This window comes from Flavobacterium helocola, from assembly GCF_038289885.1.
GTDB lineage: Bacteria > Bacteroidota > Bacteroidia > Flavobacteriales > Flavobacteriaceae > Flavobacterium > Flavobacterium cheniae.
Map to the genome: position 1 here is coordinate 240794 of NZ_JBBYHT010000005.1, position 21115 is coordinate 261908.

Consider the following 21115-nt stretch of genomic DNA (forward strand, 5'->3'; position numbering starts at 1 on the left):
AATTATAAAAAGTATTCAGCTCCGAAAAAATCGGAACTGAATACTGCATTCTTTTTTATTCTTCTAATCTGATGTCTAATCCAAGACCTTTCAATTCATGCATTAATACATTGAATGATTCTGGCAATCCTGGTTCTGGCATAGTTTCACCTTTTACGATAGCTTCGTAAGTTTTAGCTCTACCAATTACGTCATCCGATTTAACAGTCAAGATTTCTCTTAAAGTACTTGATGCACCGTATGCTTCAAGTGCCCAAACCTCCATCTCTCCAAAACGCTGACCTCCAAATTGAGCCTTACCTCCTAATGGTTGTTGCGTAATTAACGAGTATGGACCAATAGAACGTGCGTGCATTTTATCATCTACCATGTGTCCTAATTTCAACATGTAAATTACACCCACAGTTGCACGTTGGTGGAAACGCTCTCCAGTTCCTCCATCATACAAGTATGTATGACCGAATCTTGGAATTCCAGCTTCGTCTGTAAATTCATTAATTTGATCTAAAGTAGCACCGTCAAAAATTGGAGTAGCAAATTTCTTATTCAATTTTTGTCCAGCCCAACCAAGAACAGTTTCATAAATCTGACCGATGTTCATACGAGATGGTACCCCAAGTGGATTCAATACGATATCTACTGGTGTTCCGTCTTCTAAGAATGGCATATCTTCATGACGAACGATTTTAGCAACAATACCTTTGTTACCGTGACGTCCTGCCATTTTATCCCCTACTTTTAATTTACGTTTCTTAGCGATGTAAACTTTAGCAAGTTTTAAAATTCCAGAAGGTAATTCATCCCCAACAGTAATTGTAAATTTCTCTCTTCTTAACCAACCTTGTAAATCGTTTAATTTGATTTTGTAGTTGTGAATTAAGTCGTTTACCATTGCATTGGTATGATCATCAGTTGTCCATTGACCTTTAGTTAAGTGAGCAAAATCTTCTACACCTTGTAACATCTTTTTAGTGAATTTTTTACCTTTTGGTAATACTTCTTCACCTAAATCGTTCATTACACCTTGAGAAGTTTTACCATCGATGATAACAAATAATTTTTCAATTAATTTGTCTTTCAAGTCAGTATACTTAACTTCGAATTCAACTTCTAATTTATCAACGTCTTCTTTATCTTTAGAACGTTTTCTCTTATCTTTTACTGCTTTCGCAAATAATTTTTTATCTAAAACCACACCATGTAAAGATGGAGACGCTTTTAATGAAGCATCTTTTACATCTCCTGCTTTATCTCCGAAGATAGCTCTTAAAAGTTTTTCTTCTGGAGTAGGATCTGATTCTCCTTTTGGTGTAATTTTTCCAATTAGAATGTCGCCAGGCTTCACCTCTGCACCAATTCTAATCATACCGTTTTCATCTAAATCTTTAGTAGCTTCTTCAGAAACGTTTGGAATATCATTAGTTAATTCTTCGTTACCTAATTTAGTATCACGAACTTCTAATGTATAATCATCAATATGTAATGATGTAAAAATATCATCACGGACTACTTTTTCAGAGATTACGATTGCATCCTCGAAGTTATAACCTTTCCATGGCATGAACGCCACTTTCAAGTTTCTTCCGATTGCTAATTCTCCGTTTTGAGTAGCATATCCTTCACATAATACTTGACCTTTAGCAACTCTGTCTCCTTTTCTTACGATAGGTTTAAGGTTAATACAAGTACTTTGGTTGGTTTTTCTATATTTGATTAATTGGTACGTTTTCTCATCTGAATCAAAGCTAACCATACGTTCTTCTTCAGTTCTGTCGTATTTGATTGTGATCATATCAGCATCAACATACTCAACAGTTCCGTTTCCTTCCGCATTGATTAATACTCTTGAATCAGAAGCAACTTGTCTTTCTAAACCAGTACCTACGATTGGAGCTTCAGGACGTAATAATGGAACGGCCTGACGCATCATGTTAGATCCCATCAACGCACGGTTCGCATCATCATGCTCTAAGAAAGGAATCAATGAAGCTGAAATCGAAGCAATCTGATTTGGAGCAACGTCTGTATAATGAACGGCAGTTGGAGCAACCACAGGGAAATCTCCTTCTTCACGTGCAATTACATTTGTAGCGGTAATTTTACCATTTGCATCCATTTCAATGTTTGCCTGAGCAATCATTTTACCTTCTTCTTCCTCTGCACTTAAGTACACTGGAGTAGACTCTAAATCTACAACACCATTTGTTACTTTACGGTAAGGAGTTTCGATGAATCCCATTCCGTTTACTTTAGCATATACTCCTAAAGATGAAATAAGTCCAATGTTTGGTCCCTCTGGTGTTTCAATTGGACAAAGTCTTCCGTAGTGCGTATAGTGAACGTCACGTACCTCGAAACCAGCTCTTTCTCTAGATAAACCTCCAGGTCCAAGGGCAGATAAACGACGTTTGTGTGTAATCTCTGCTAATGGATTCGTTTGATCCATGAACTGAGATAACTGGTTAGTTCCAAAGAACGAATTAATTACCGATGATAATGTTTTAGCATTAATCAAATCGATAGGTGTAAACACCTCGTTATCACGAACGTTCATTCTCTCACGGATAGTTCTAGCCATACGAGCTAAACCTACTCCGAACTGAGCTGATAATTGCTCACCAACTGTTCTTACACGACGGTTTGATAAGTGATCAATATCATCAATCTCTGCTTTAGAGTTGATAAGTTCGATCAAGTATTTAACAATTGTAATAATATCTTCTTTAGTTAAAACTTGTTTTTCCATAGGAATATCAAGGTTTAACTTTTTGTTCATTCTGTAACGACCTACTTCACCTAAGTTATAACGTTGGTCAGAGAAGAATAATTTATCTATAATACCACGAGCCGTTTCCTCATCAGGCGGTTCCGCGTTACGTAATTGTCTGTAAATGTGTTCAACAGCCTCTTTTTCAGAGTTTGTTGGATCTTTTTGTAACGTATTGTGAATAATTGTGTAATCAGCCGCGTTGTTATCCTCTTTATGTAAAAGGATAGTTTTTACGTCTGCTTCAATTATTTCTTCGATATTATCTTTATCAAGAATTGTATCACGATCTAAGATAATTTCGTTACGCTCAATAGAAACTACTTCACCAGTATCCTCATCAACGAAGTCTTCATGCCATGTATTTAATACACGTGCAGCAAGTCTTCTTCCAGCATATTTCTTGATACCAGTTTTAGAAACTTTAATTTCTTCTGCTAAGTCGAAAATCTCCAAGATATCTTTATCTCTTTCAAATCCGATAGCTCTAAATAAAGTAGTTACAGGTAATTTTTTCTTTCTATCGATATACGCATACATTACGTTATTGATATCGGTAGCGAATTCAATCCAAGAACCTTTAAAAGGAATAATTCTAGCAGAATATAATTTAGTTCCATTTGCATGGAAAGACTGTCCAAAGAATACACCTGGAGATCTATGTAACTGCGATACAACTACACGCTCAGCACCATTAATTACGAATGTACCACTAGGAGTCATATATGGTATTGTTCCTAAATACACATCTTGAACGATTGTTTCAAAATCTTCGTGTTCAGGGTCAGTACAATATAATTTTAATCTAGCTTTAAGAGGCACACTATAAGTTAAGCCTCTATCAATACACTCTTCGATGGTATATCTAGGTGGATCAATAAAATAATCTAGGAATTCTAATACGAACTGATTTCTCGTGTCCGTAATTGGGAAATTTTCCATGAAGGTATTATACAGCCCTTCGTTGCCTCTTTCGTCAGATTTAGTTTCTAATTGAAAAAAATCTTTAAACGATTTCACTTGAATATCTAGAAAATCTGGATATTGTGGAATGTTTTTAGTTGAAGCAAAATTTAATCTTTCAGTCTGATTAGCAATCATCAATGGATAAAATTTTGATTTAAAAAAAGTAATTTTTGTGTAAATACACTGTTTTAATAATACTTCCTTTTTAATAAACAATACATCTTTAAAATAAACCAGGAAAGATAGTTTAATTTTTTTCTTCGTTATTGTCTACTTTTTAACGCATAAAAATACAATAATTTAATATACGCAAAATGGTTTAGGTCTTTGAGAACACTCTCAAGACCTAAACCTAGCTTTATTATGAGTAAAAATTATTTTAACTCAACTACAGCTCCTGCTTCTTCTAAAGCTTTCTTAAGACCTTCAGCCTCATCTTTAGAAACACCTTCTTTTACATTTGTTGGTGCAGCATCAACTAAATCTTTTGCTTCTTTAAGACCTAAACCAGTTAATTCTTTAACCGCTTTAACAACTCCTAATTTAGAAGCTCCAGCCTCTTTTAATACTACTGTAAATTCTGTTTGCTCTTCAGCAGCTCCAGCATCTCCACCACCAGCAGCAACTACAACAGCTGCAGCAGCAGGCTCGATACCATACTCATCTTTTAATATTGTTGCTAATTCGTTAACTTCTTTAACTGTTAAGTTAACTAATTGTTCTGCGAATTGTTTCAAATCTGCCATTTTTTCTATCGTTTAAAATGTTTTGTAAAAAATATAATTTATTTGTGCGTACTTATTATTCTGCTCCTTCTTCCTTGTTAGGTTGATTTTTAAGAGCTGCAATAACTCTTTGAGCAGGAGATTGTAATAATCCAATGATTTCTCCAATAACTTCTTCTTTAGATTTAATAGCTACTAAGCTGTCTAATAAGTTGTCACCGATGTAAATTTCTTGGTTAATGTAAGCTCCTTTAAAAAGTGGTTTTTCACCTTTCTTACGGAATTCTTTAATGATTTTTGCTGGACCATTAGCTGTATCCGCAATAAACATAGAAGTATTTCCTTTAAGAACTGTAGATAAATCACCAAAGTCACTATCAGAAGCTTCCATTGCTTTTTCAAGTAATGTATTCTTCACAACTTCTAATTTAATACCTGCTTTAAAACAAGCTCTTCTTAAATTTGAAGTAGTATCTGCATCTAGTCCTGAAATGTCTGCTAAATAGATAACATTAACATCCGCTAACTGTGCAGTTAAATCTTTAATCGCGATTGATTTTTCTTCTCTAGTCATACTAAAAATTTTTAACTACCAATTATACTGCTTTAGGATCTAAAGCAATAGCAGGACTCATTGTACAAGATAAGTGAATAGACTTAATATATGTACCTTTAGCTGCAGTTGGTTTTAATTTGATTAATGTTTGAACGATTTCGTGTGCGTTGTCATAGATTTTATCAGCATCAAAAGATACTCTACCTATTCCTGCATGAACGATACCAGTTTTATCAACTTTGAAATCGATTTTACCAGCTTTTACTTCTGCAACAGCTTTAGCAACATCCATAGTTACAGTTCCTGTTTTAGGGTTAGGCATTAAACCTCTTGGTCCTAAAACACGTCCTAATGGACCTAATTTACCCATAACAGCTGGCATAGTGATAATTACATCAATATCAGTCCAACCATCTTTGATTTTTTGAAGGTAGTCATCTAAACCTACGTGGTCTGCACCAGCAGCTTTAGCTTCCGCTTCTTTATCTGGAGTAACAAGAGCTAAAACTCTTACATCTTTACCAGTTCCGTGAGGTAATGTTACAACCCCTCTTACCATTTGATTCGCTTTTCTAGGATCTACCCCTAATTTCACTGCGATATCAACAGACTCATCAAATTTTGCAGAAGCAACTTGTTTAATTAATGCAGAAGCATCTTTTAAACTATAAAGTTTGTTCTTTTCAATTTTTGCTGCAGCCTCTTTTTGCTTTTTTGTCAATTTTGCCATTGTCTAATTCTTTTTAGAGATTAAAAAGGAGCATTCCCTGTTACTGTTATACCCATAGATCTAGCTGTTCCAGCAATCATACTCATCGCTTTTTCGATTTCGAAAGCGTTTAAGTCTGCCATTTTGTCTTCAGCAATAGTTCTAATTTGATCCCAAGTAACGTTAGCTACTTTTTTACGGTTAGGTTGCCCTGAACCAGACTTTAATTTTGCTGCTTCTAATAACTGAATTGCAGCAGGTGGCGTCTTAACAACAAAGTCAAAAGACTTGTCTTTATACACAGTAATTTGTACTGGTAAAACTTTGCCAGGTTTATCTTGTGTTCTAGCATTGAACTGCTTACAGAACTCCATGATGTTAACCCCAGCAGCCCCCAAAGCAGGTCCAACCGGTGGCGATGGATTCGCTGCACCTCCCTTAACTTGTAGTTTAACTACTTTACTAACTTCTTTTGCCATTTTTAAAAAAATTTAGCACATCTATCAATTGGAAGCGATTGATGTGATTTATATATGTAACGAAAATTATACTTTTTCAACTTGCATAAAACTTAACTCTAAAGGTGTTTTTCTTCCAAAAATTTTCACCATTACTTCAAGTTTACGCTTTTCTTCATTTACTTTTTCGATAGTTCCATTGAAACCATTGAAAGGACCATCTACCACCTTAACTGTTTCTCCAATAGCATAAGGTATTGCAACATTATCCACTGTAACAGATAATTCATCTACTTTACCTAACATTCTGTTTACTTCAGATTGTCTTAATGGCACAGCATCACCACCTTTAGTTTCACCTAAAAAACCGATAACTCCTGGAATCGATTTGATGATATGTGGAATTTCACCAGTTAAGTTAGCTTCGATCATAATATAACCAGGAAAGTATACTTTATCCTTAGCTATTTTTTTCCCGTCTTTAACTTGAACTACTTTTTCAGTAGGAACAAGAACCTGAGAAATATAATCAGCCATACCTAATCTAGCTGTTTCTGTTTCAATGTAAGCTTTAACTTTGTTTTCCTGACCACTTACAGCTCTTACTACATACCACTTATTAACATTATTATCAGCCATACTGTAAGTACTATTTTAAAATGTTAAAAAAACCTTCAAGTGCTTTTACAAATAATTCATCAACACCCCAAGTTAATAGAGCGAAAACAATTGAAAATACAGCTACAATAATTGTTAAACGTTGTACATCTGCCCAAACTGGCCAAGTAACATTCGTTTTCAATTCATGAAATGCTTCAGATATGTAATTAACTACTTTTGTCATTTTAATCTTTATTTGCACGGGCGGAGGGATTCGAACCCCCATCAATGGTTTTGGAGACCACTATACTAGCCCTTGTACTACGCCCGTTTGTTAAAAAAACCAGCAGCGAACTGCTGGTTTTAATTATTATCGACTTATAATTAGTCTAAAATTTCAGTAACCTGACCAGCACCTACTGTTCTACCACCCTCACGGATAGCGAAACGTAAACCTACTGATAAAGCGATAGGGCTTAACAAAGTAACATCAATTGTTAAGTTATCACCAGGCATAACCATCTCTACACCAGCTGGTAAAGAAATAGTACCCGTTACGTCAGTTGTACGTACGTAGAACTGTGGACGGTAGTTATTGTGGAATGGAGTGTGACGTCCACCTTCTTCTTTTTTCAAGATATACACCTCAGCTTTGAAGTGAGCGTGTGGTTTAACAGATCCTGGTTTAACAATTACCATTCCTCTTTTGATATCTTCTTTAGCGATACCTCTTAATAATAAACCTACGTTATCTCCCGCTTCACCTCTATCAAGGATTTTACGGAACATCTCAACTCCTGTAATAGTAGAAGTTAATTTATCAGCTCCCATACCAATGATTTCAACTGGATCTCCTGTATTAGCAACTCCTGTTTCGATACGACCTGTAGCAACAGTTCCACGACCAGTAATTGTAAATACATCTTCAACTGGCATTAAGAAAGGTTTTTCAACGTCACGAACTGGTAATTCAATCCAGTTGTCAACAGCTTCCATTAATTCCATGATAGTAGCAACCCATTTTGGATCACCATTCAATCCACCTAAAGCAGAACCTTGGATAACTGGACCATTATCACCATCATATTGATAGAAAGATAATAAATCTCTGATTTCCATTTCTACTAATTCTAATAATTCAGCATCATCAACCATATCCACTTTGTTCATGAATACAACCATTCTAGGCACACCTACTTGACGACCTAAAAGGATGTGCTCTCTTGTTTGTGGCATAGGACCATCTGTAGCAGCAACTACTAAGATAGCACCGTCCATTTGAGCAGCACCTGTAACCATGTTCTTAACGTAATCCGCGTGACCTGGACAGTCAACGTGAGCGTAGTGACGGTTAGCTGTAGAATATTCTACGTGAGATGTATTAATAGTAATACCTCTTTCTTTTTCTTCTGGAGCATTATCAATTTGATCAAATGATTTTGCTTCTGATAAACCAGCATCAGCTAATACTTTAGTAATTGCAGCTGTTAACGTAGTTTTACCGTGGTCAACGTGTCCGATAGTTCCAATATTTAAATGGGGCTTCGAACGATCAAAGGTTTCTTTTGCCATGATTTAATAATTTAATCTTAGTTATATATTAGTGTTCAAAAAATAAACTTTTTTAAGAGCCAATGACGGGAATTGAACCCGTGACCTCTTCCTTACCAAGGAAGCACTCTACCCCTGAGCTACACCGGCTTTTGTGTATTCAGAAGTTAGCCATCAGAATTCAGAAAACCAAATCCTTCTCTCTAAATTCAAAATCTCGTGGGGAGAGCAGGATTCGAACCTGCGAAGACGTAGTCAGCGGATTTACAGTCCGCCCTCGTTGGCCGCTTGAGTATCTCCCCAAACCTTTTACATTCAGTTACTTAAAACTTTGAGCCGATAGAGGGACTCGAACCCACGACCTGCTGATTACAAATCAGCTGCTCTAGCCAGCTGAGCTACATCGGCGTATTGAATATAAAAAGTCCGCTATTTCTAACGGACTGCAAATGTATATAATTTATTTTTGAATCAAAACATTTTTTTTGTTTTTTTTCTTTTTATGAATGCGCTCTTAATTTTTCTTTTCTTTTTAAGATTACTCGCTCTAAAGAATCAACCGACAAATCTACTCCCTCTTCAAAACTTTTTGCCGTTTTTTTAACTACAAAATCGTCTCCAGGAACGTTAATTTTTATCTCTACTGTTTTATTTTCTTTATCACTCGTGTTTTCAAGTCTCAAAAAAACTTCAGCCGAAACTATTTTATCATAATATTTTTCCAATTTATCCATTCGCTCTTGAATGAAATCTACCAATTTTCTGTCTACATTAAAATTTACTGCTTGCACATTAACTTTCATAATTCTGTTAATTAAAATGGTTATACAATCGAGTTATTTCTTATTTCTAGGATGCGCTTCTTGATACACTTTTTTTAATTCAGCCAAACTGCTATGCGTATATATCTGAGTAGATGACAAACTAGCATGCCCTAATAACTCTTTTACGGAATTTAAATCGGCTCCATTATTCAACAAATGTGTTGCAAAGGAATGCCTAAGAACGTGGGGACTCTTCTTTTCTTTTTTCGAGACAGTACTAAAGTAGTTATTTATTAACCGATAAACAAATGATTCACTTACTTTATTTCCGGTTTTAGATAAAATTAACATCTCTTTCTCTTTAATTACCTCTAAATGATTTCGTTGCTCCTTGTATATTTTATACAAATTTACTGTACAATCTAATATTGGAATAATTCGCTCTTTATTTCGTTTACCTATAACTTTTATTGTTTTTTGAATTTCGTTTACACTATTCATTTTTAAGTTAATCAACTCTGCTCTACGAATTCCGGTTGTATAAAAAAGTTCTATTACAAATTGATTTCGAATACCTTCAAAGTCATTTGCGTATTCATTTTCAGAAAAAACATCTTGTAACTCTTTTTCGGAAAAAGGAATTTGAACTTTTTTTGCCGTTTTTAATGATTTATGTTTCAATAATGGATTAATCGAAATCTGCTTCACCTTCAACAAAAACTTGTAATACGATTTTAAAGCCGATATTTTACGATTGACCGAAGTAGTTGAAATGTTTTGTTCTACCAAAGTTACAATCCAATTTCTAACATGTGGATAAATAACTTCTTCGAGATTTACAGATTGACCAAGAAGATATTCTTGAAAAGATTTGATATCATCTAAATATGCACGAACCGTTAAAGGAGAGTAGTTTTTCTCTTTAACCAAATAATCCTGATATGCTTGTAGATTTGTAGACATAAAAAAACCGCTAACAACAAAGTTACACTTTATTAATTAGCGGTTAGTATAGTTTATTCAAAAAATTAACTCTCTAATGAGTCTCTTAATCCTTGAATGTAAGATGCTTTTTGGATCTTAGCTCTGTTTACAACAGATGGTTTAATGAAAGCTTGACGTGCACGTAACTGACGAACAGTTCCTGTTTTATCAAATTTTCTTTTATAGCGCTTTAATGCTCTATCGATATTTTCTCCGTCTTTAATTGGTATAATTAACATAATATAGACACCTCCTCTCGTTAAGGGTGCAAATGTAGAAAATAATTCCGAATTAAAAATTATAAATCAAAATTATTTAACCGCTGGTTTATAATTCTGATTGTCAATTATCATTTTTGATAAAATTTCTTTCAAAATTTCAGAAGTTCCTCCACCAATTGGCCCTAAACGACTATCTCTTAATAAACGCGCCAAAGGATATTCTTCCATATAACCATAACCACCCAACATTTGCAAGCAATCGTAAATTGCTAAATCTGCTACTTTAGTTGATTTTAATTTTGCCATGGTAGCTTCTTTAACTACATATTCTCCTTTATCTAAACGAGCTACAGCAGCATAATTAAACAATTTACAATGTTCTATTTCTGTTGCATGTTCTACCATGGTATGTCTCAATGCTTGGAATTTATTAATTGTACTTCCAAAAGCTTCTCTTTGCGACATATACTCTATAGTATACTCAAGTGCGTATTCTGCTCTAGCATGTGCATTGATTGCCATAATTAAACGTTCAAAAGCAAAATGTTGCATGATGTATGGAAAACCTTTTCCTTCTTCACCCATTAAGTTTTCTAATGGGATTTCAACATTATCAAATGCAATTTCTGCAGTATCTGAAGCTCTCCAACCTAATTTATCTAATTTTGTAGCCGATATACCTTTTGTAGCTGTATCAACTAAAAATATACTAATTCCTTTATTTCCAAGTTCTGGATTTGTTTTTGCAGCCACCACATAGTAATCTGCATATACACCATTCGTAATAAAAGTTTTAGAACCATTGATAACAAATTTATCTCCTTTTCTTACAGCAGTTGTTCTCATTCCTGCAACATCACTTCCTCCAAAAGGTTCCGTAACACACAAAGCTCCAATTTTTTCTCCAGCAATACTTGGTGCTAAATACTCTTGTTTGATTCTTTCATCACCTTCTGCATTTAAGTGCGTCATTGCTAAATAAGCATGTGCCCACATAGCTGCAGCAAAACCAGAAGATTTAACTTTTTGAAGCTCTTCTAGAAACACAACTGTATAAAACAAATTCAAATTCATTCCACCATACGCTTCCGGATAGTTTAATCCGAAAAAGCCCATTTCTCCAAACTTTGTCCAAATAAAGCGTTCAATTGTTCCTGTTTTTTCCCATTTTTCAATGTGAGGAACCACTTCTTTATGTAAAAAATCTCTAAAACTTTGTCTGAACAATTCGTGTTCTTCTGTAAAATATAATGAATTCATAATAAGGTATTGTTGTTTTTGGTGTGTGTTTTTAGGGTATTTTTTTAGAATTCCAAATATAAGGCGATTATTTTTATTTTTTCGTTAGGCATTCCCTTAATTTTTGTTAAATCGTCAATATTTTTAATTCCACTATTCATCGTTCTGTAAATTACAATTTCCTTTGCCAAAGCATAATTGAAATAAGGAAATTTTGCCAATTCTTTTTGAGACAAATCATTTATCGCAATTTTCTTAATTCCGATTTGACTTTTTACGGTAAATCTTTTTTCTAAATCTGAAATTGCTTCTGGGCTAATTCCCCACATAAACTGAAATTGTTCCATGCTAACAAAACCGCCTAGCTTTTCTTTTTCTTGCAAAATTTTGTCCGCCAACTTTTCGCCAATTCCGTATACTGCAATTAAATCTTCTCTCGTTGCAACGTTTATGTCTTTTTGAATAATTTTTTCCTTTTCCTTTGGTAAAAACTTATGGAATTTTTCCGAAGTAGCAGTTCCCTTATTTTTGACCCAATCTGGAAATTTGAAGTATGGACTAATCTTCGAGAGAAAAGCATTTGAAACTTTAGTAACTTGTTGAAACTCTTCAACAGAATTCACAAACTTCCCTTGTTTTCGAAACGCATGTAAACGATCAATTTCTTGAATTGTCATTCCTAGCCTATAGCCTTTGAAATCGGTTATATAATTTGGATTAAATGGATAAATCGTATCTTTTTTTGTTGATTGAATACTTTTTAAACTATCAATTTCATTTTGAACCAACAACCAAGCTTTATCCTCAGTAGTATTATTCTTTGTTATAAAGTAATCGCCAAAAAAGATATAAGATAATTGAACTAAAATAATAATTGCAAACAACAAAAAAATCCCACTTCTGTGTTCTCTAGAAAACAGGAAGTAGGATTTAATCTTATTCATTTATGTAAATATTAATCGTTTTTTCTAACTAATTCTTCATCGTTTTCCTCATAAGAATCTGGTTCTTGTTTTGGAGGTGTACTTAAAACCAAGTAGAAAAAATATCCCGTAACAGCCGTTACTGTTCCAACTGCTGTAAGCATTGTAATTAAAGCTTCTGTTTTCATGATTATATTCTCCCTTCTTTTTTACGTTTTTTATAAGCCACAAATACTAAGTATGAAATTCCTAAGAATACTAAAAGTAATAGCAATCTTGAAGCGTTTACAAATAAAATTGTTTCATTTAATAATTCTAATTCTTTAGGATCTGTTGTAATTGCAATTTTTTGATAAATATCTTTATTCGTTATTTTATCCCATACTCCAGGTAAGCTTGAGAAAAAGACAACACCTAAAAATAATGGTGTAACATATTTAATAATAAATTTATATACACTAGGAACTTTGATATCTGCACCTGTTGTAATTTCTTTCCAACCTTTATCCATACCAAAAATCCATGCGAAAAGTATAATTTCAAAGAAAGCAAAAACTACTAATGAGAAAGTTCCAGCCCAGTAATCGTATTCGTCAAAAACTCCGTAATTGAAAAATAATACTGTTGGAAGTCCTAGAATAAAAACTAATCCTCCAAATGCCCAAGCTGCATTTTTGTGTTTCCAACCAAATTCATCTTTTAAGAATCCCATAACTGGGGTTCCCATTGCTAATGATGATGTTATTCCTGCGAAAAACAACAAACCAAACCAACAAACACCACATAATATTGCTAAAACAGTTCCCCATTGTTCAAATAAGAATGGTAATGTTTTAAATCCTAAACCTAAACCTCCTGTTTGTGTCATTTCTAACACTTTATCGATACCTAAATATCCAACAGAAATTGGGATAATAATTGCAGCTCCTAAAACCACTTCAACAAACTCATTCATCCAACCTGCACTCATAGCATTCAGAGCAATATCATCATTTTTCTTAACATAAGAAGCATAACATTGAATAGAACCCATACCTACAGAAAGTGTGAAAAATATTTGTCCAGCAGCAGCCAACCATATCTTTGGAGACCATATAGTTGAAAAATCAGGTGTCCATAAGAAATTTAAACCAACAGACGCATCGTTAATTGCACCAGCTACTCCAGCTTCAACATTAAAAGCCATAATTGCTAAGAAAACACCAAATAAAATTAATAATGGCATTCCAATTTTTGCAACTTTTTCAACACCACCACTTAATCCTTTTGATAAAATCCAAGTATTTAAAAGTAAACACACTATCCAAAAGAAAATTGTTTCAAATGGCATTTCTAAACCTACATAGCTATTGAAAAACCCAGCTACTTCATCCTGAGATTGCCCAGCAAAAGTTCTTGAAATACTATGCCAAACCCAGCTTAAAGTCCATGATTCTAAATAACAATAGTAAGCAGCAACAGCTAAGTTTGTAAAAATTCCGAAAACACCAATGTATTTCCAAAATTTTCTTTTATCCATACTATCTAAGATAAATGGTGTACTGTGATGACCGTATTTTCCACCGAATCTTCCCATACTCCATTCTACAAATAGCAACGGAATTCCCATTAATAAAAAACATACTAAATAAGGAACAATAAAAGCTCCACCACCATTTTGAACTGCCTGAACTGGAAACCTTAAAAAGTTACCTAGTCCTACGGCGTTTCCTGCCATGGCTAAAATAAGTCCAACTCGTGATCCCCACGATTCTACTTTTGCAGTCATATAATTTTATTGGTTGTTAATTTTTCAAAGATAAGAAAACTATCTAAAATTCAAATAAAAGTTGCACTTAATGAAATTTTATAGGTCAAAAACTGAACTTCTTTTTGTTTTTATCATATCTTTTAGCTTTAAAAGGAATGCTAAAGTAAGATACAACCCAAAACCTAAGCCTACAGTTATGAAAGATATGTAAATAAAAAACAAACGCACATTAGTTGCTCGCATCCCCAATCGGTCGGCTAAACGAGTGGCTACGAAGAATCCGTGCTTTTCAAAAAAATGTAATAGGTTTTGAACCATTTTTTATTTATTTTTTCAAAAATACGATTATTTTTTAAGTATGAAATGCCCTACAGCACAATCTAAACATTTTTTTAAATCGCAATACTCCTTTTTTAATTGCAATAAAGCTTGTGATTCATATACATTTTCAGATGCAATACCAAAAGTCTTAAATTTATCAATAATAACATTTTTCTCTGATGGAATTGAATTGGCTAAATCAATCAAATCTTGGGTAATTACTTTTTGTCGACTTCTCGCATAAGCAAATTGCAATGGAATAATTGTATTTACTACCAATAAATCAACAAAAGATTTTGAAAGTTTTTTCATCTTTTTCGAACTTTTTCTATCAAAATTGTAATGTGTTTCCCAATATTCGCTAACACCAACATTAAAAACTTGATACAATTCATTTATAGAACTACAATTCATCACCAAAGAAAATAGATTCTTTTGATAAAAATACAAATTAGCCAATTGCGCCAATCGAATAGTGGGAAAATTATCGGGACGATGTTTGAAAAATTCTACAGAGCCAATCACTTTTTCACGCAGTTGATGTTTCTGAACTAAGTAATGATAGGATTTTTGTAATTCTCTAGCATAACTATCTTGAAAATCATGTGAAAGTAAATTCGCTTGACCTAGTAACAAGGATTCTAATAATTCTAGAGAAAAAGATTCTTTTCGAACAACCGAAAAAGGAATAGATTTAGCGATTTTATAAAACATTTCGCCATTCGTATTCAATCCAAAATTCTTAACCAAAAGACAAAATAAAACCGCTTCCCAATCGTGATTGGATGTTTCTAGTAATCCAAAAATCAAATTAGCTTTTCTTTCCAAACGTTCAAAAAACAAACGTTCTTGCCAATTCTTGAAAACAAATTGATCTACATTCTGCAGTTCATTTTCGCAATAAATCCAAGATTTTTGACTCACTAACGATTGATATTTATGTAAATCAGACAATGCAACATATTCCTTAAGCTCTAATGTTGGAATTTCTGAATTATCTTTTCTGAAAATCGGCACATCATGTTCCCAAACAACATGTAAAATCACCGAATCATAATTCGAATCTTTTTCGTGATTATGTATATACCAATCTGATGACTTGAGATGTATTTCTACATTTCCAGCCCATTTTTGATTTTCGATAATAATTTGCGCATTGAAAAAATCAGGTCCAGCAAGTTGTAAATATTGACCCGAATTGAGAATCTGAATCGACTCTCCTTTTGTAGTTTTTAAATTGGCAATATCAAATTTCTTGAATTGCCACACGTGGTGCAAAAAATCTTCTTTCATTCTGTATGGCGTATATAATTGAAAAACAAAGATAAAAAATTATATTTGCTGAACAACCCAACTTTTATGAAAAAATTTATAACCATCACATTACTAAGTCTTTTTACGTTTGCGCAATCTCAAACTGGCGTAAAACCACCAAAAGGATTCAAAATTACTTACAGCAGAAGTTCAAATGGGAAGCTAATCGAAAATCAAGATGCGATTTTTGTTTTCACGAATCCAACAGAAACTTTAGTAACTACTGAAAAAATGAATTCAGGAAAAGCGGAATTCCCTTTCGAACAAACTTTAATCAATCGTTCTGATAATAAAATTGTTCAAGTTACCCAACTTAAAAAAGAAAAATCGGTAACTACTGTTGATAGTCTTTCTTTAGCGAAACAAAACTTCGAGTTTTTATCAGATACCAAAACTATTTTAGGTTACAAATGCCAAAAAGCAAAAACAATTATAAATTCAAATACCATTGAACTTTGGTACACGAATGAATTACAAGTGAAAGGAGCGCCAACTACATTAGGACAAAATATTGGTTTGGTTTTAGAAATGGTTCGCAATGGTAATTTTGTCATTTCGGCTACTAAAATTGAAAAAATAAAATCGGTTAGTCCGAATATGATTTTACAAAATAACACAACAAATAGTCCAGTTATAGATGGATTGACTTATAAAGATTTGGTTTGGAAAAGTCGCTTTACTACGATTAAAGTGTTTGAAAATGAAATCATTAATTTTTCAGACGCATCAAAATCAAACGATAGTATTTTACGATTTGCCAATGGAACTATTATTTTAAAGAAAATTACTTTTCCGGAAATTAAAAAAGGGGATTTAGTCTTTTTAGATTTAGCAGAACAATCGAATGGTGATGCATATGACAGAACGGGTTCGGTTTTTATGATTCCGCAAGATAAAAAGCAATCGTTTTTAGATGGTTTGCAAAATGGCGCTAAAACTTTACCAATTTATGAAAACGGAAATGGAAAACAATATCAAGGTGTTGTGGCAACTCCAGAATTTTCTCCAATAATTGAATTGATGCGCTTTTTTACGCCTTTCGGAATCAAACAATACAACTACATTCAATTGAAAGACAAAACTTGGCACGAAATTGTTCCGTACAGAATGGACATTACCGATTTAAAACATAATTTATCAGGAAAAACAGTTTATATTGGAACATTTATTGGTAATTACGATAAAGGTGGACACAAAATTTCAATGAATATCACCATTAATCCAAGCGAAAGTTCATTAGACAAAACCAACATTTCTATTCCGTTATTTAATACCACAAACGTTATGGAAATGGCAGGTCAGGAATATGCAACGATGTTCAATCATGAAAAAGGACTACAAATTACTTTCACTTTAGACAAAGAAATTAAAAACGCCAAATTGCGTTACATTACAACTGGACATGGTGGTTGGGAAAATGGAGACGAATTTGTACCAAAAAGAAATACAATAATTTTAAACGGAAAAGAAGTATTTTCGTTTATTCCATGGCGACAAGATTGTGGTGGTTACCGATTGTTTAACCCAGCATCAGGAAATTTTAATGATGGATTATCTTCATCCGATTTGAGTCGTTCGAATTTGTGTCCAGGAACAGCAACGAATCCGATCTATATTGAATTAGGAAATTTAAAAGCTGGAACACATACAATACAAGTAAAAATCCCACAAGGTCCAAACGAAGGTGGGAGTTTTAGCTCTTGGAATGTATCAGGAGTTTTACTAGGAGAATAAAAAAAGGACGTTCAATTGAACGTCCTTTTTTTATTATTTTATTGAACCAATAATATCATATTTAGTAATTATGTGATGTTTTCCATTTCCTAAATCGACTAAAACCGCTTGGTTATCTTTAGTGATTAGTTTAGAAACATCTTCTACCGGTGTTCCAATTTTTACGATTGGGAATGGTTTTCCCATTACTTCACGAATTGGTCTTTCGGCAGTGTTTTTATCTGAAATGAAACTTTGGAATAAATCCGATTCATCAACCGAACCTACAAATCCATTTACATCAACTACTGGAATTTGAGAGATTTTATATTTTCTCATTCTTTCGATAGCATGTGAAACTAATTCTTCTGTACGAACAATTACTAATGGTTTATCGATGTGTTCTTTGATTAAATCTTCTGCTTTTGTAATTTCTTCTTCTAAGAAACCTCTTTCGCGCATCCAATCATCGTTAAACATTTTTCCAACATAACGGCTTCCAGAATCGTGAAATAAGACCACAACTACATCTTCTGGACTAAAGTGTTCTTTTAACTGCAATAAACCCTTTACAGCAGCTCCAGCGGAGTTTCCAACAAAAATACCTTCTTCTAACGCGATTTTTCTTGTATAAACAGCTGCATCTTTATCGGTAACTTTTGTAAAACCATCGATTAATGAAAAGTCAACGTTTTTAGGTAAAATGTCTTCTCCAATTCCTTCTGTGATATACGAATAGATTTCATTCTCATCGAAAATTCCAGTTTCGTGGTATTTTTTGAAAACTGAACCGTAAGTGTCTATTCCCCAAATTTTGATGTTTGGATTTTTTTCTTTTAAATATTTAGCTACACCTGAAATTGTTCCACCAGTTCCAACTCCCACTACAAAGTGTGTAATTTTTCCTTCGGTTTGTTCCCAAATTTCTGGACCAGTTTGTTCGTAATGTGCAATTGCGTTACTTGGATTATCGTATTGATTTACGTACCAAGAATTTGGAATTTCATCTCCTAATTTTTTAGATACGGAATAATAAGAACGTGGATCTGTTGGTTCAACATCGGTTGGACAAACGATTACTTTTGCTCCAACTGCACGAAGAATATCTGATTTTTCTTTAGATTGCTTATCAGAAATTACAAAAATACATTTGTAACCTTTTACGATTGCGGCTAATGCTAAACCCATACCTGTGTTTCCTGAAGTACCTTCAATGATAGTTCCTCCTGGTTTTAATCTTCCGTCAGCTTCTGCATCTTCAATCATTTTTACAGCCATTCTGTCTTTTACAGAATTTCCTGGATTGAAAGTTTCAACTTTAGCTAAAACCAAAGCATCAACTTCAGCAGTTACTTTGTTTAATTGTACTAAAGGTGTATTACCAATAGTTTCTAATATATTTTTTGCGTATTTCATTGCTTATGAATGTCTGATGTTATTTTTTGCAAAGATAGTGTGAATATTACGAATACAAAAATGAAAATGATTGGCTATCTAACCCTGATGGAAGTGAAAATCCTGTTATTGTGAGATTGCTTCGCAAGCTCGCAATGACAGATTGTAGCGAACAGCAGGAACACGGTTTGCAAAAATGCCCAAGCCAATCGTTTCTACTTAAAGAAATTCCAAACTAAACCAAAGCGAACCATAAAATCTCTATACGGATAATTTGGCGCAGAATAAAAATCATAACCTGTCCAAGCTGAATTGAAATGTTCTGCTTTTAAGAAGATTCGGGTTTGTTTTACTCTTGCATTTACGAAGAAATCAAACATAGGAAAACCACCTATTTTAGTTTCATTTTGCACATAAAATTCACCAAGTAAAGGATTATAGTCGTTAGCGTAATACTTAGAAAAATATTGAAAGGTAACTCCAGTTTGTAAAAACATTGCCTTTTTAAAAACGTAATCTGAAAAGTACAAGGTATTTCGGGTTACAATTTGGGGTACGTTAACAACATCGTCTGATTGATCAACGGATTGATACAAAATAGTGTTATCTAAAGCTAATTTCCAAAACTTGATTTCTTTATTTGCTTTTACTGAAAGATAATTAATGGTTTTATCGTATTGTACTGGCTTTACCATTAACTCTGTTATATCATTTGTTTGATTATCAAAAAACAAGTGATCATTAATAACTTTGTATGTTGCAGAAACGTTTAACCATTTAGTTTGAGCTGAAAATTCAAATTGGTTCAGCTTTTCGTTTTTAAAATTATTAAACCAATTGTAATCCACATAACCGCTTTGGTACAATGTGAAATTCAAATTAGGCAAACTATTTAATTTTTGGTATTTGAATTGAAAATTATAATCTTCATTCACTTTATAGTTTGCAGTAGCTTCAATATTTGAAATTGATTGATCTGAAATTGATTGTGAAGCATGTAATCTTACATTTACATTATTAATTAGATAGGAATAGTTACCACCCACCATGTTAATTCTATCTGAAACAGCATTTGGTACCGTTATATTTCCAAGAGCGTCATAAACAACACTATTGTAGTAATAGTTGTAATTGTTATCGTCTATAAAAAATTCCAAATCACCATAAGATTTAGTTTTATAGGCTACTCCAAATTTATTGTATAAATGATTGTATCGAGTTTTAGTACTAATGTTATTTGTATAAGTATCACCAAATCTTTCGCTAATAGTAGGCTGTGTGAATTGGAAAAACTTATATTCTTGATTGAATTGATGTGTAAAAACTAAACTATTGGGATTTGTTTTATTCAACTTAAAAGATTGATCAATAAAAAAACGATTTCCCTTTAAAAGTGATGTAGCATTGGTAAAATAAACTTCTATTCTTTCTCTTTCATTAAATGGATCTTCACTAGTTTCGAATTCTTCAGCATTTACGATTCCACCATTTTCCTGATTGGATATATCTTGACCCGTAAAGTGAGCATTTAGAATATAACGTTTATCATTAGTAAAATAACTAGTAGTAAATCTAAAATTACCTGAACTTGTTAAATTATTCACGTATTTTCCTAAAGAACGAAGTCCGCGATAAGCGATAGAAAAATTGAGATTTGGCTTCGTATTAACGGTTAAAAAAGCATCTAAAGCTTGCCCTTGTTCCATAACCGTCTTAAAATACAAATCGGTCAAAGGAGTTGGCACCGAATAATAATTTATATCATCGACCTCTAAATAATTAAAATGTTTGGCTTTGAAGCCAAAATTTGGAGCAGCACTTTTGATGTACAATCCAAAATCTAAGGAATTATAAGTATGTCCTTCATTTGCAAAAGGCATCAATCCGAAAATATCTTTACGTAATAAATTGTATTTGTATTCACTTTGAATGGTAAGCGAAGTATCTACATAAGTGGTGTCTTTATGTAGGGTGTAGATTTTATATAGATCTATAGGGGCTTTGACAACTTTTGAAGTGTCTTGATCAATAACATTTTTTGTGTTTTTTTGAGCAACAACAGAAAAAGTAACGAAAAGAAATAGAAGAAATAAATTTTTCATTTGCATAAAATAATGACAAATGTAATGAGAAAATAGGGAATAAAAAAAGGGCTACAA

20 protein-coding genes and 4 tRNA genes are annotated in these 21115 nt (G+C 33.1%); 1 reads left to right on the plus strand and 23 read right to left on the minus strand.

Annotation, left to right across the window (positions count from 1 at the left end; genetic code table 11):
* Positions 1 to 55 precede the first annotated feature (55 nt).
* The 21 genes from rpoB to AAEO58_RS11560 form a co-directional block, all read right to left on the minus strand.
* On the minus strand, positions 56 to 3868 hold the full coding sequence (gene rpoB / locus AAEO58_RS11460) for a DNA-directed RNA polymerase subunit beta (protein ID WP_341683516.1): 3813 nt from the start codon (positions 3866 to 3868) through the stop codon (positions 56 to 58).
* 239 nt (positions 3869 to 4107) lie between these two features.
* A complete protein-coding gene (gene rplL / locus AAEO58_RS11465; RefSeq protein ID WP_023575317.1) occupies positions 4108 to 4479 on the minus strand; it encodes a 50S ribosomal protein L7/L12 in 372 nt (123 codons plus the stop codon).
* A gap of 55 nt (positions 4480 to 4534) precedes the next feature.
* Positions 4535 to 5032, minus strand: a complete 498-nt coding sequence (rplJ, locus tag AAEO58_RS11470; protein WP_008256591.1) for a 50S ribosomal protein L10 — start codon at positions 5030 to 5032, stop codon at positions 4535 to 4537.
* 22 nt (positions 5033 to 5054) lie between these two features.
* The gene (rplA, locus tag AAEO58_RS11475; protein WP_133610633.1) at positions 5055 to 5744 is read right to left on the minus strand and encodes a 50S ribosomal protein L1; all 690 of its coding nucleotides are present in this window, start codon (positions 5742 to 5744) and stop codon (positions 5055 to 5057) included.
* 20 nt (positions 5745 to 5764) lie between these two features.
* On the minus strand, positions 5765 to 6202 hold the full coding sequence (rplK, locus tag AAEO58_RS11480) for a 50S ribosomal protein L11 (protein ID WP_026724872.1): 438 nt from the start codon (positions 6200 to 6202) through the stop codon (positions 5765 to 5767).
* A gap of 66 nt (positions 6203 to 6268) precedes the next feature.
* The gene (gene nusG, locus AAEO58_RS11485; RefSeq protein WP_291134831.1) at positions 6269 to 6820 is read right to left on the minus strand and encodes a transcription termination/antitermination protein NusG; all 552 of its coding nucleotides are present in this window, start codon (positions 6818 to 6820) and stop codon (positions 6269 to 6271) included.
* Between the two features lie 10 nt (positions 6821 to 6830).
* Positions 6831 to 7025, minus strand: a complete 195-nt coding sequence (secE, locus tag AAEO58_RS11490) for a preprotein translocase subunit SecE (protein WP_133610637.1) — start codon at positions 7023 to 7025, stop codon at positions 6831 to 6833.
* 15 nt (positions 7026 to 7040) lie between these two features.
* A tRNA-Trp gene (locus tag AAEO58_RS11495) sits at positions 7041 to 7112 on the minus strand.
* A gap of 53 nt (positions 7113 to 7165) precedes the next feature.
* Positions 7166 to 8353: an elongation factor Tu gene (gene tuf, locus AAEO58_RS11500; protein WP_008256583.1), complete on the minus strand. Its 1188-nt coding sequence runs from the start codon at positions 8351 to 8353 to the stop codon at positions 7166 to 7168.
* Between the two features lie 57 nt (positions 8354 to 8410).
* Positions 8411 to 8482, minus strand: a tRNA-Thr gene (locus tag AAEO58_RS11505).
* Positions 8483 to 8552: 70 nt separating this feature from the next.
* Positions 8553 to 8634: transfer RNA gene (locus AAEO58_RS11510), tRNA-Tyr, on the minus strand.
* 32 nt (positions 8635 to 8666) lie between these two features.
* A tRNA-Thr gene (locus AAEO58_RS11515) sits at positions 8667 to 8740 on the minus strand.
* Between the two features lie 92 nt (positions 8741 to 8832).
* Positions 8833 to 9135 (minus strand): ribosome hibernation-promoting factor, HPF/YfiA family, encoded by a 303-nt coding sequence (gene hpf / locus AAEO58_RS11520; protein WP_111567657.1) that lies wholly within the window; start codon positions 9133 to 9135, stop codon positions 8833 to 8835.
* A gap of 33 nt (positions 9136 to 9168) precedes the next feature.
* Entirely contained in the window at positions 9169 to 10059 is an 891-nt protein-coding gene (locus AAEO58_RS11525) for a tyrosine-type recombinase/integrase (RefSeq protein WP_341683518.1), read from the minus strand.
* A 65-nt stretch (positions 10060 to 10124) separates the two neighbouring features.
* On the minus strand, positions 10125 to 10319 hold the full coding sequence (gene rpsU / locus AAEO58_RS11530; protein WP_111567655.1) for a 30S ribosomal protein S21: 195 nt from the start codon (positions 10317 to 10319) through the stop codon (positions 10125 to 10127).
* 72 nt (positions 10320 to 10391) lie between these two features.
* Positions 10392 to 11561: an acyl-CoA dehydrogenase family protein gene (locus AAEO58_RS11535; RefSeq protein WP_341683519.1), complete on the minus strand. Its 1170-nt coding sequence runs from the start codon at positions 11559 to 11561 to the stop codon at positions 10392 to 10394.
* Between the two features lie 44 nt (positions 11562 to 11605).
* Positions 11606 to 12484: a ComEA family DNA-binding protein gene (locus AAEO58_RS11540; protein ID WP_341683520.1), complete on the minus strand. Its 879-nt coding sequence runs from the start codon at positions 12482 to 12484 to the stop codon at positions 11606 to 11608.
* Positions 12485 to 12495: 11 nt separating this feature from the next.
* A complete protein-coding gene (locus AAEO58_RS11545) occupies positions 12496 to 12651 on the minus strand; it encodes a hypothetical protein (protein WP_162845075.1) in 156 nt (51 codons plus the stop codon).
* Positions 12652 to 12653: 2 nt separating this feature from the next.
* Positions 12654 to 14231 carry a sodium-dependent transporter gene (locus AAEO58_RS11550; protein WP_341683521.1) on the minus strand — a complete coding sequence of 526 codons (1578 nt, stop codon included), beginning with the start codon at positions 14229 to 14231 and terminating at the stop codon, positions 12654 to 12656.
* Between the two features lie 78 nt (positions 14232 to 14309).
* Entirely contained in the window at positions 14310 to 14531 is a 222-nt protein-coding gene (locus AAEO58_RS11555) for a PspC domain-containing protein (protein WP_111567651.1), read from the minus strand.
* A 27-nt stretch (positions 14532 to 14558) separates the two neighbouring features.
* On the minus strand, positions 14559 to 15827 hold the full coding sequence (locus AAEO58_RS11560) for a DUF2851 family protein (protein ID WP_341683522.1): 1269 nt from the start codon (positions 15825 to 15827) through the stop codon (positions 14559 to 14561).
* 66 nt (positions 15828 to 15893) lie between these two features.
* On the opposite strand from AAEO58_RS11560, the gene AAEO58_RS11565 reads away from it, so the two are divergent.
* The gene (locus AAEO58_RS11565; RefSeq protein ID WP_341683523.1) at positions 15894 to 17582 is read left to right on the plus strand and encodes a GLPGLI family protein; all 1689 of its coding nucleotides are present in this window, start codon (positions 15894 to 15896) and stop codon (positions 17580 to 17582) included.
* A 33-nt stretch (positions 17583 to 17615) separates the two neighbouring features.
* Here AAEO58_RS11565 and AAEO58_RS11570 read toward each other — a convergent pair whose 3' ends face one another.
* Together AAEO58_RS11570 and AAEO58_RS11575 are read right to left on the minus strand one after the other, a co-directional pair.
* Entirely contained in the window at positions 17616 to 18977 is a 1362-nt protein-coding gene (locus AAEO58_RS11570; RefSeq protein WP_133610653.1) for a pyridoxal-phosphate dependent enzyme, read from the minus strand.
* Positions 18978 to 19171: 194 nt separating this feature from the next.
* The gene (locus AAEO58_RS11575) at positions 19172 to 21058 is read right to left on the minus strand and encodes a putative porin (RefSeq protein WP_341683526.1); all 1887 of its coding nucleotides are present in this window, start codon (positions 21056 to 21058) and stop codon (positions 19172 to 19174) included.
* Positions 21059 to 21115: the final 57 nt, after the last annotated feature.

Excerpts from the sequence above, each read along its gene's own strand:
- rpoB (WP_341683516.1), bottom strand. The coding sequence starts at position 3,868 with ATGATTGCTAATCAGACTGAAAGATTAAATTTTGCTTCAACTAAAAAC.
- rplL (WP_023575317.1), bottom strand. The coding sequence starts at position 4,479 with ATGGCAGATTTGAAACAATTCGCAGAACAATTAGTTAACTTAACAGTT.
- rplJ (WP_008256591.1), bottom strand. The coding sequence starts at position 5,032 with ATGACTAGAGAAGAAAAATCAATCGCGATTAAAGATTTAACTGCACAG.
- rplA (WP_133610633.1), bottom strand. The coding sequence starts at position 5,744 with ATGGCAAAATTGACAAAAAAGCAAAAAGAGGCTGCAGCAAAAATTGAA.
- rplK (WP_026724872.1), bottom strand. The coding sequence starts at position 6,202 with ATGGCAAAAGAAGTTAGTAAAGTAGTTAAACTACAAGTTAAGGGAGGT.
- nusG (WP_291134831.1), bottom strand. The coding sequence starts at position 6,820 with ATGGCTGATAATAATGTTAATAAGTGGTATGTAGTAAGAGCTGTAAGT.
- secE (WP_133610637.1), bottom strand. The coding sequence starts at position 7,025 with ATGACAAAAGTAGTTAATTACATATCTGAAGCATTTCATGAATTGAAA.
- tuf (WP_008256583.1), bottom strand. The coding sequence starts at position 8,353 with ATGGCAAAAGAAACCTTTGATCGTTCGAAGCCCCATTTAAATATTGGA.
- hpf (WP_111567657.1), bottom strand. The coding sequence starts at position 9,135 with ATGAAAGTTAATGTGCAAGCAGTAAATTTTAATGTAGACAGAAAATTG.
- AAEO58_RS11525 (WP_341683518.1), bottom strand. The coding sequence starts at position 10,059 with ATGTCTACAAATCTACAAGCATATCAGGATTATTTGGTTAAAGAGAAA.
- rpsU (WP_111567655.1), bottom strand. The coding sequence starts at position 10,319 with ATGTTAATTATACCAATTAAAGACGGAGAAAATATCGATAGAGCATTA.
- AAEO58_RS11535 (WP_341683519.1), bottom strand. The coding sequence starts at position 11,561 with ATGAATTCATTATATTTTACAGAAGAACACGAATTGTTCAGACAAAGT.
- AAEO58_RS11540 (WP_341683520.1), bottom strand. The coding sequence starts at position 12,484 with ATGAATAAGATTAAATCCTACTTCCTGTTTTCTAGAGAACACAGAAGT.
- AAEO58_RS11545 (WP_162845075.1), bottom strand. The coding sequence starts at position 12,651 with ATGAAAACAGAAGCTTTAATTACAATGCTTACAGCAGTTGGAACAGTA.
- AAEO58_RS11550 (WP_341683521.1), bottom strand. The coding sequence starts at position 14,231 with ATGACTGCAAAAGTAGAATCGTGGGGATCACGAGTTGGACTTATTTTA.
- AAEO58_RS11555 (WP_111567651.1), bottom strand. The coding sequence starts at position 14,531 with ATGGTTCAAAACCTATTACATTTTTTTGAAAAGCACGGATTCTTCGTA.
- AAEO58_RS11560 (WP_341683522.1), bottom strand. The coding sequence starts at position 15,827 with ATGAAAGAAGATTTTTTGCACCACGTGTGGCAATTCAAGAAATTTGAT.
- AAEO58_RS11565 (WP_341683523.1), top strand. The coding sequence starts at position 15,894 with ATGAAAAAATTTATAACCATCACATTACTAAGTCTTTTTACGTTTGCG.
- AAEO58_RS11570 (WP_133610653.1), bottom strand. The coding sequence starts at position 18,977 with ATGAAATACGCAAAAAATATATTAGAAACTATTGGTAATACACCTTTA.
- AAEO58_RS11575 (WP_341683526.1), bottom strand. The coding sequence starts at position 21,058 with ATGAAAAATTTATTTCTTCTATTTCTTTTCGTTACTTTTTCTGTTGTT.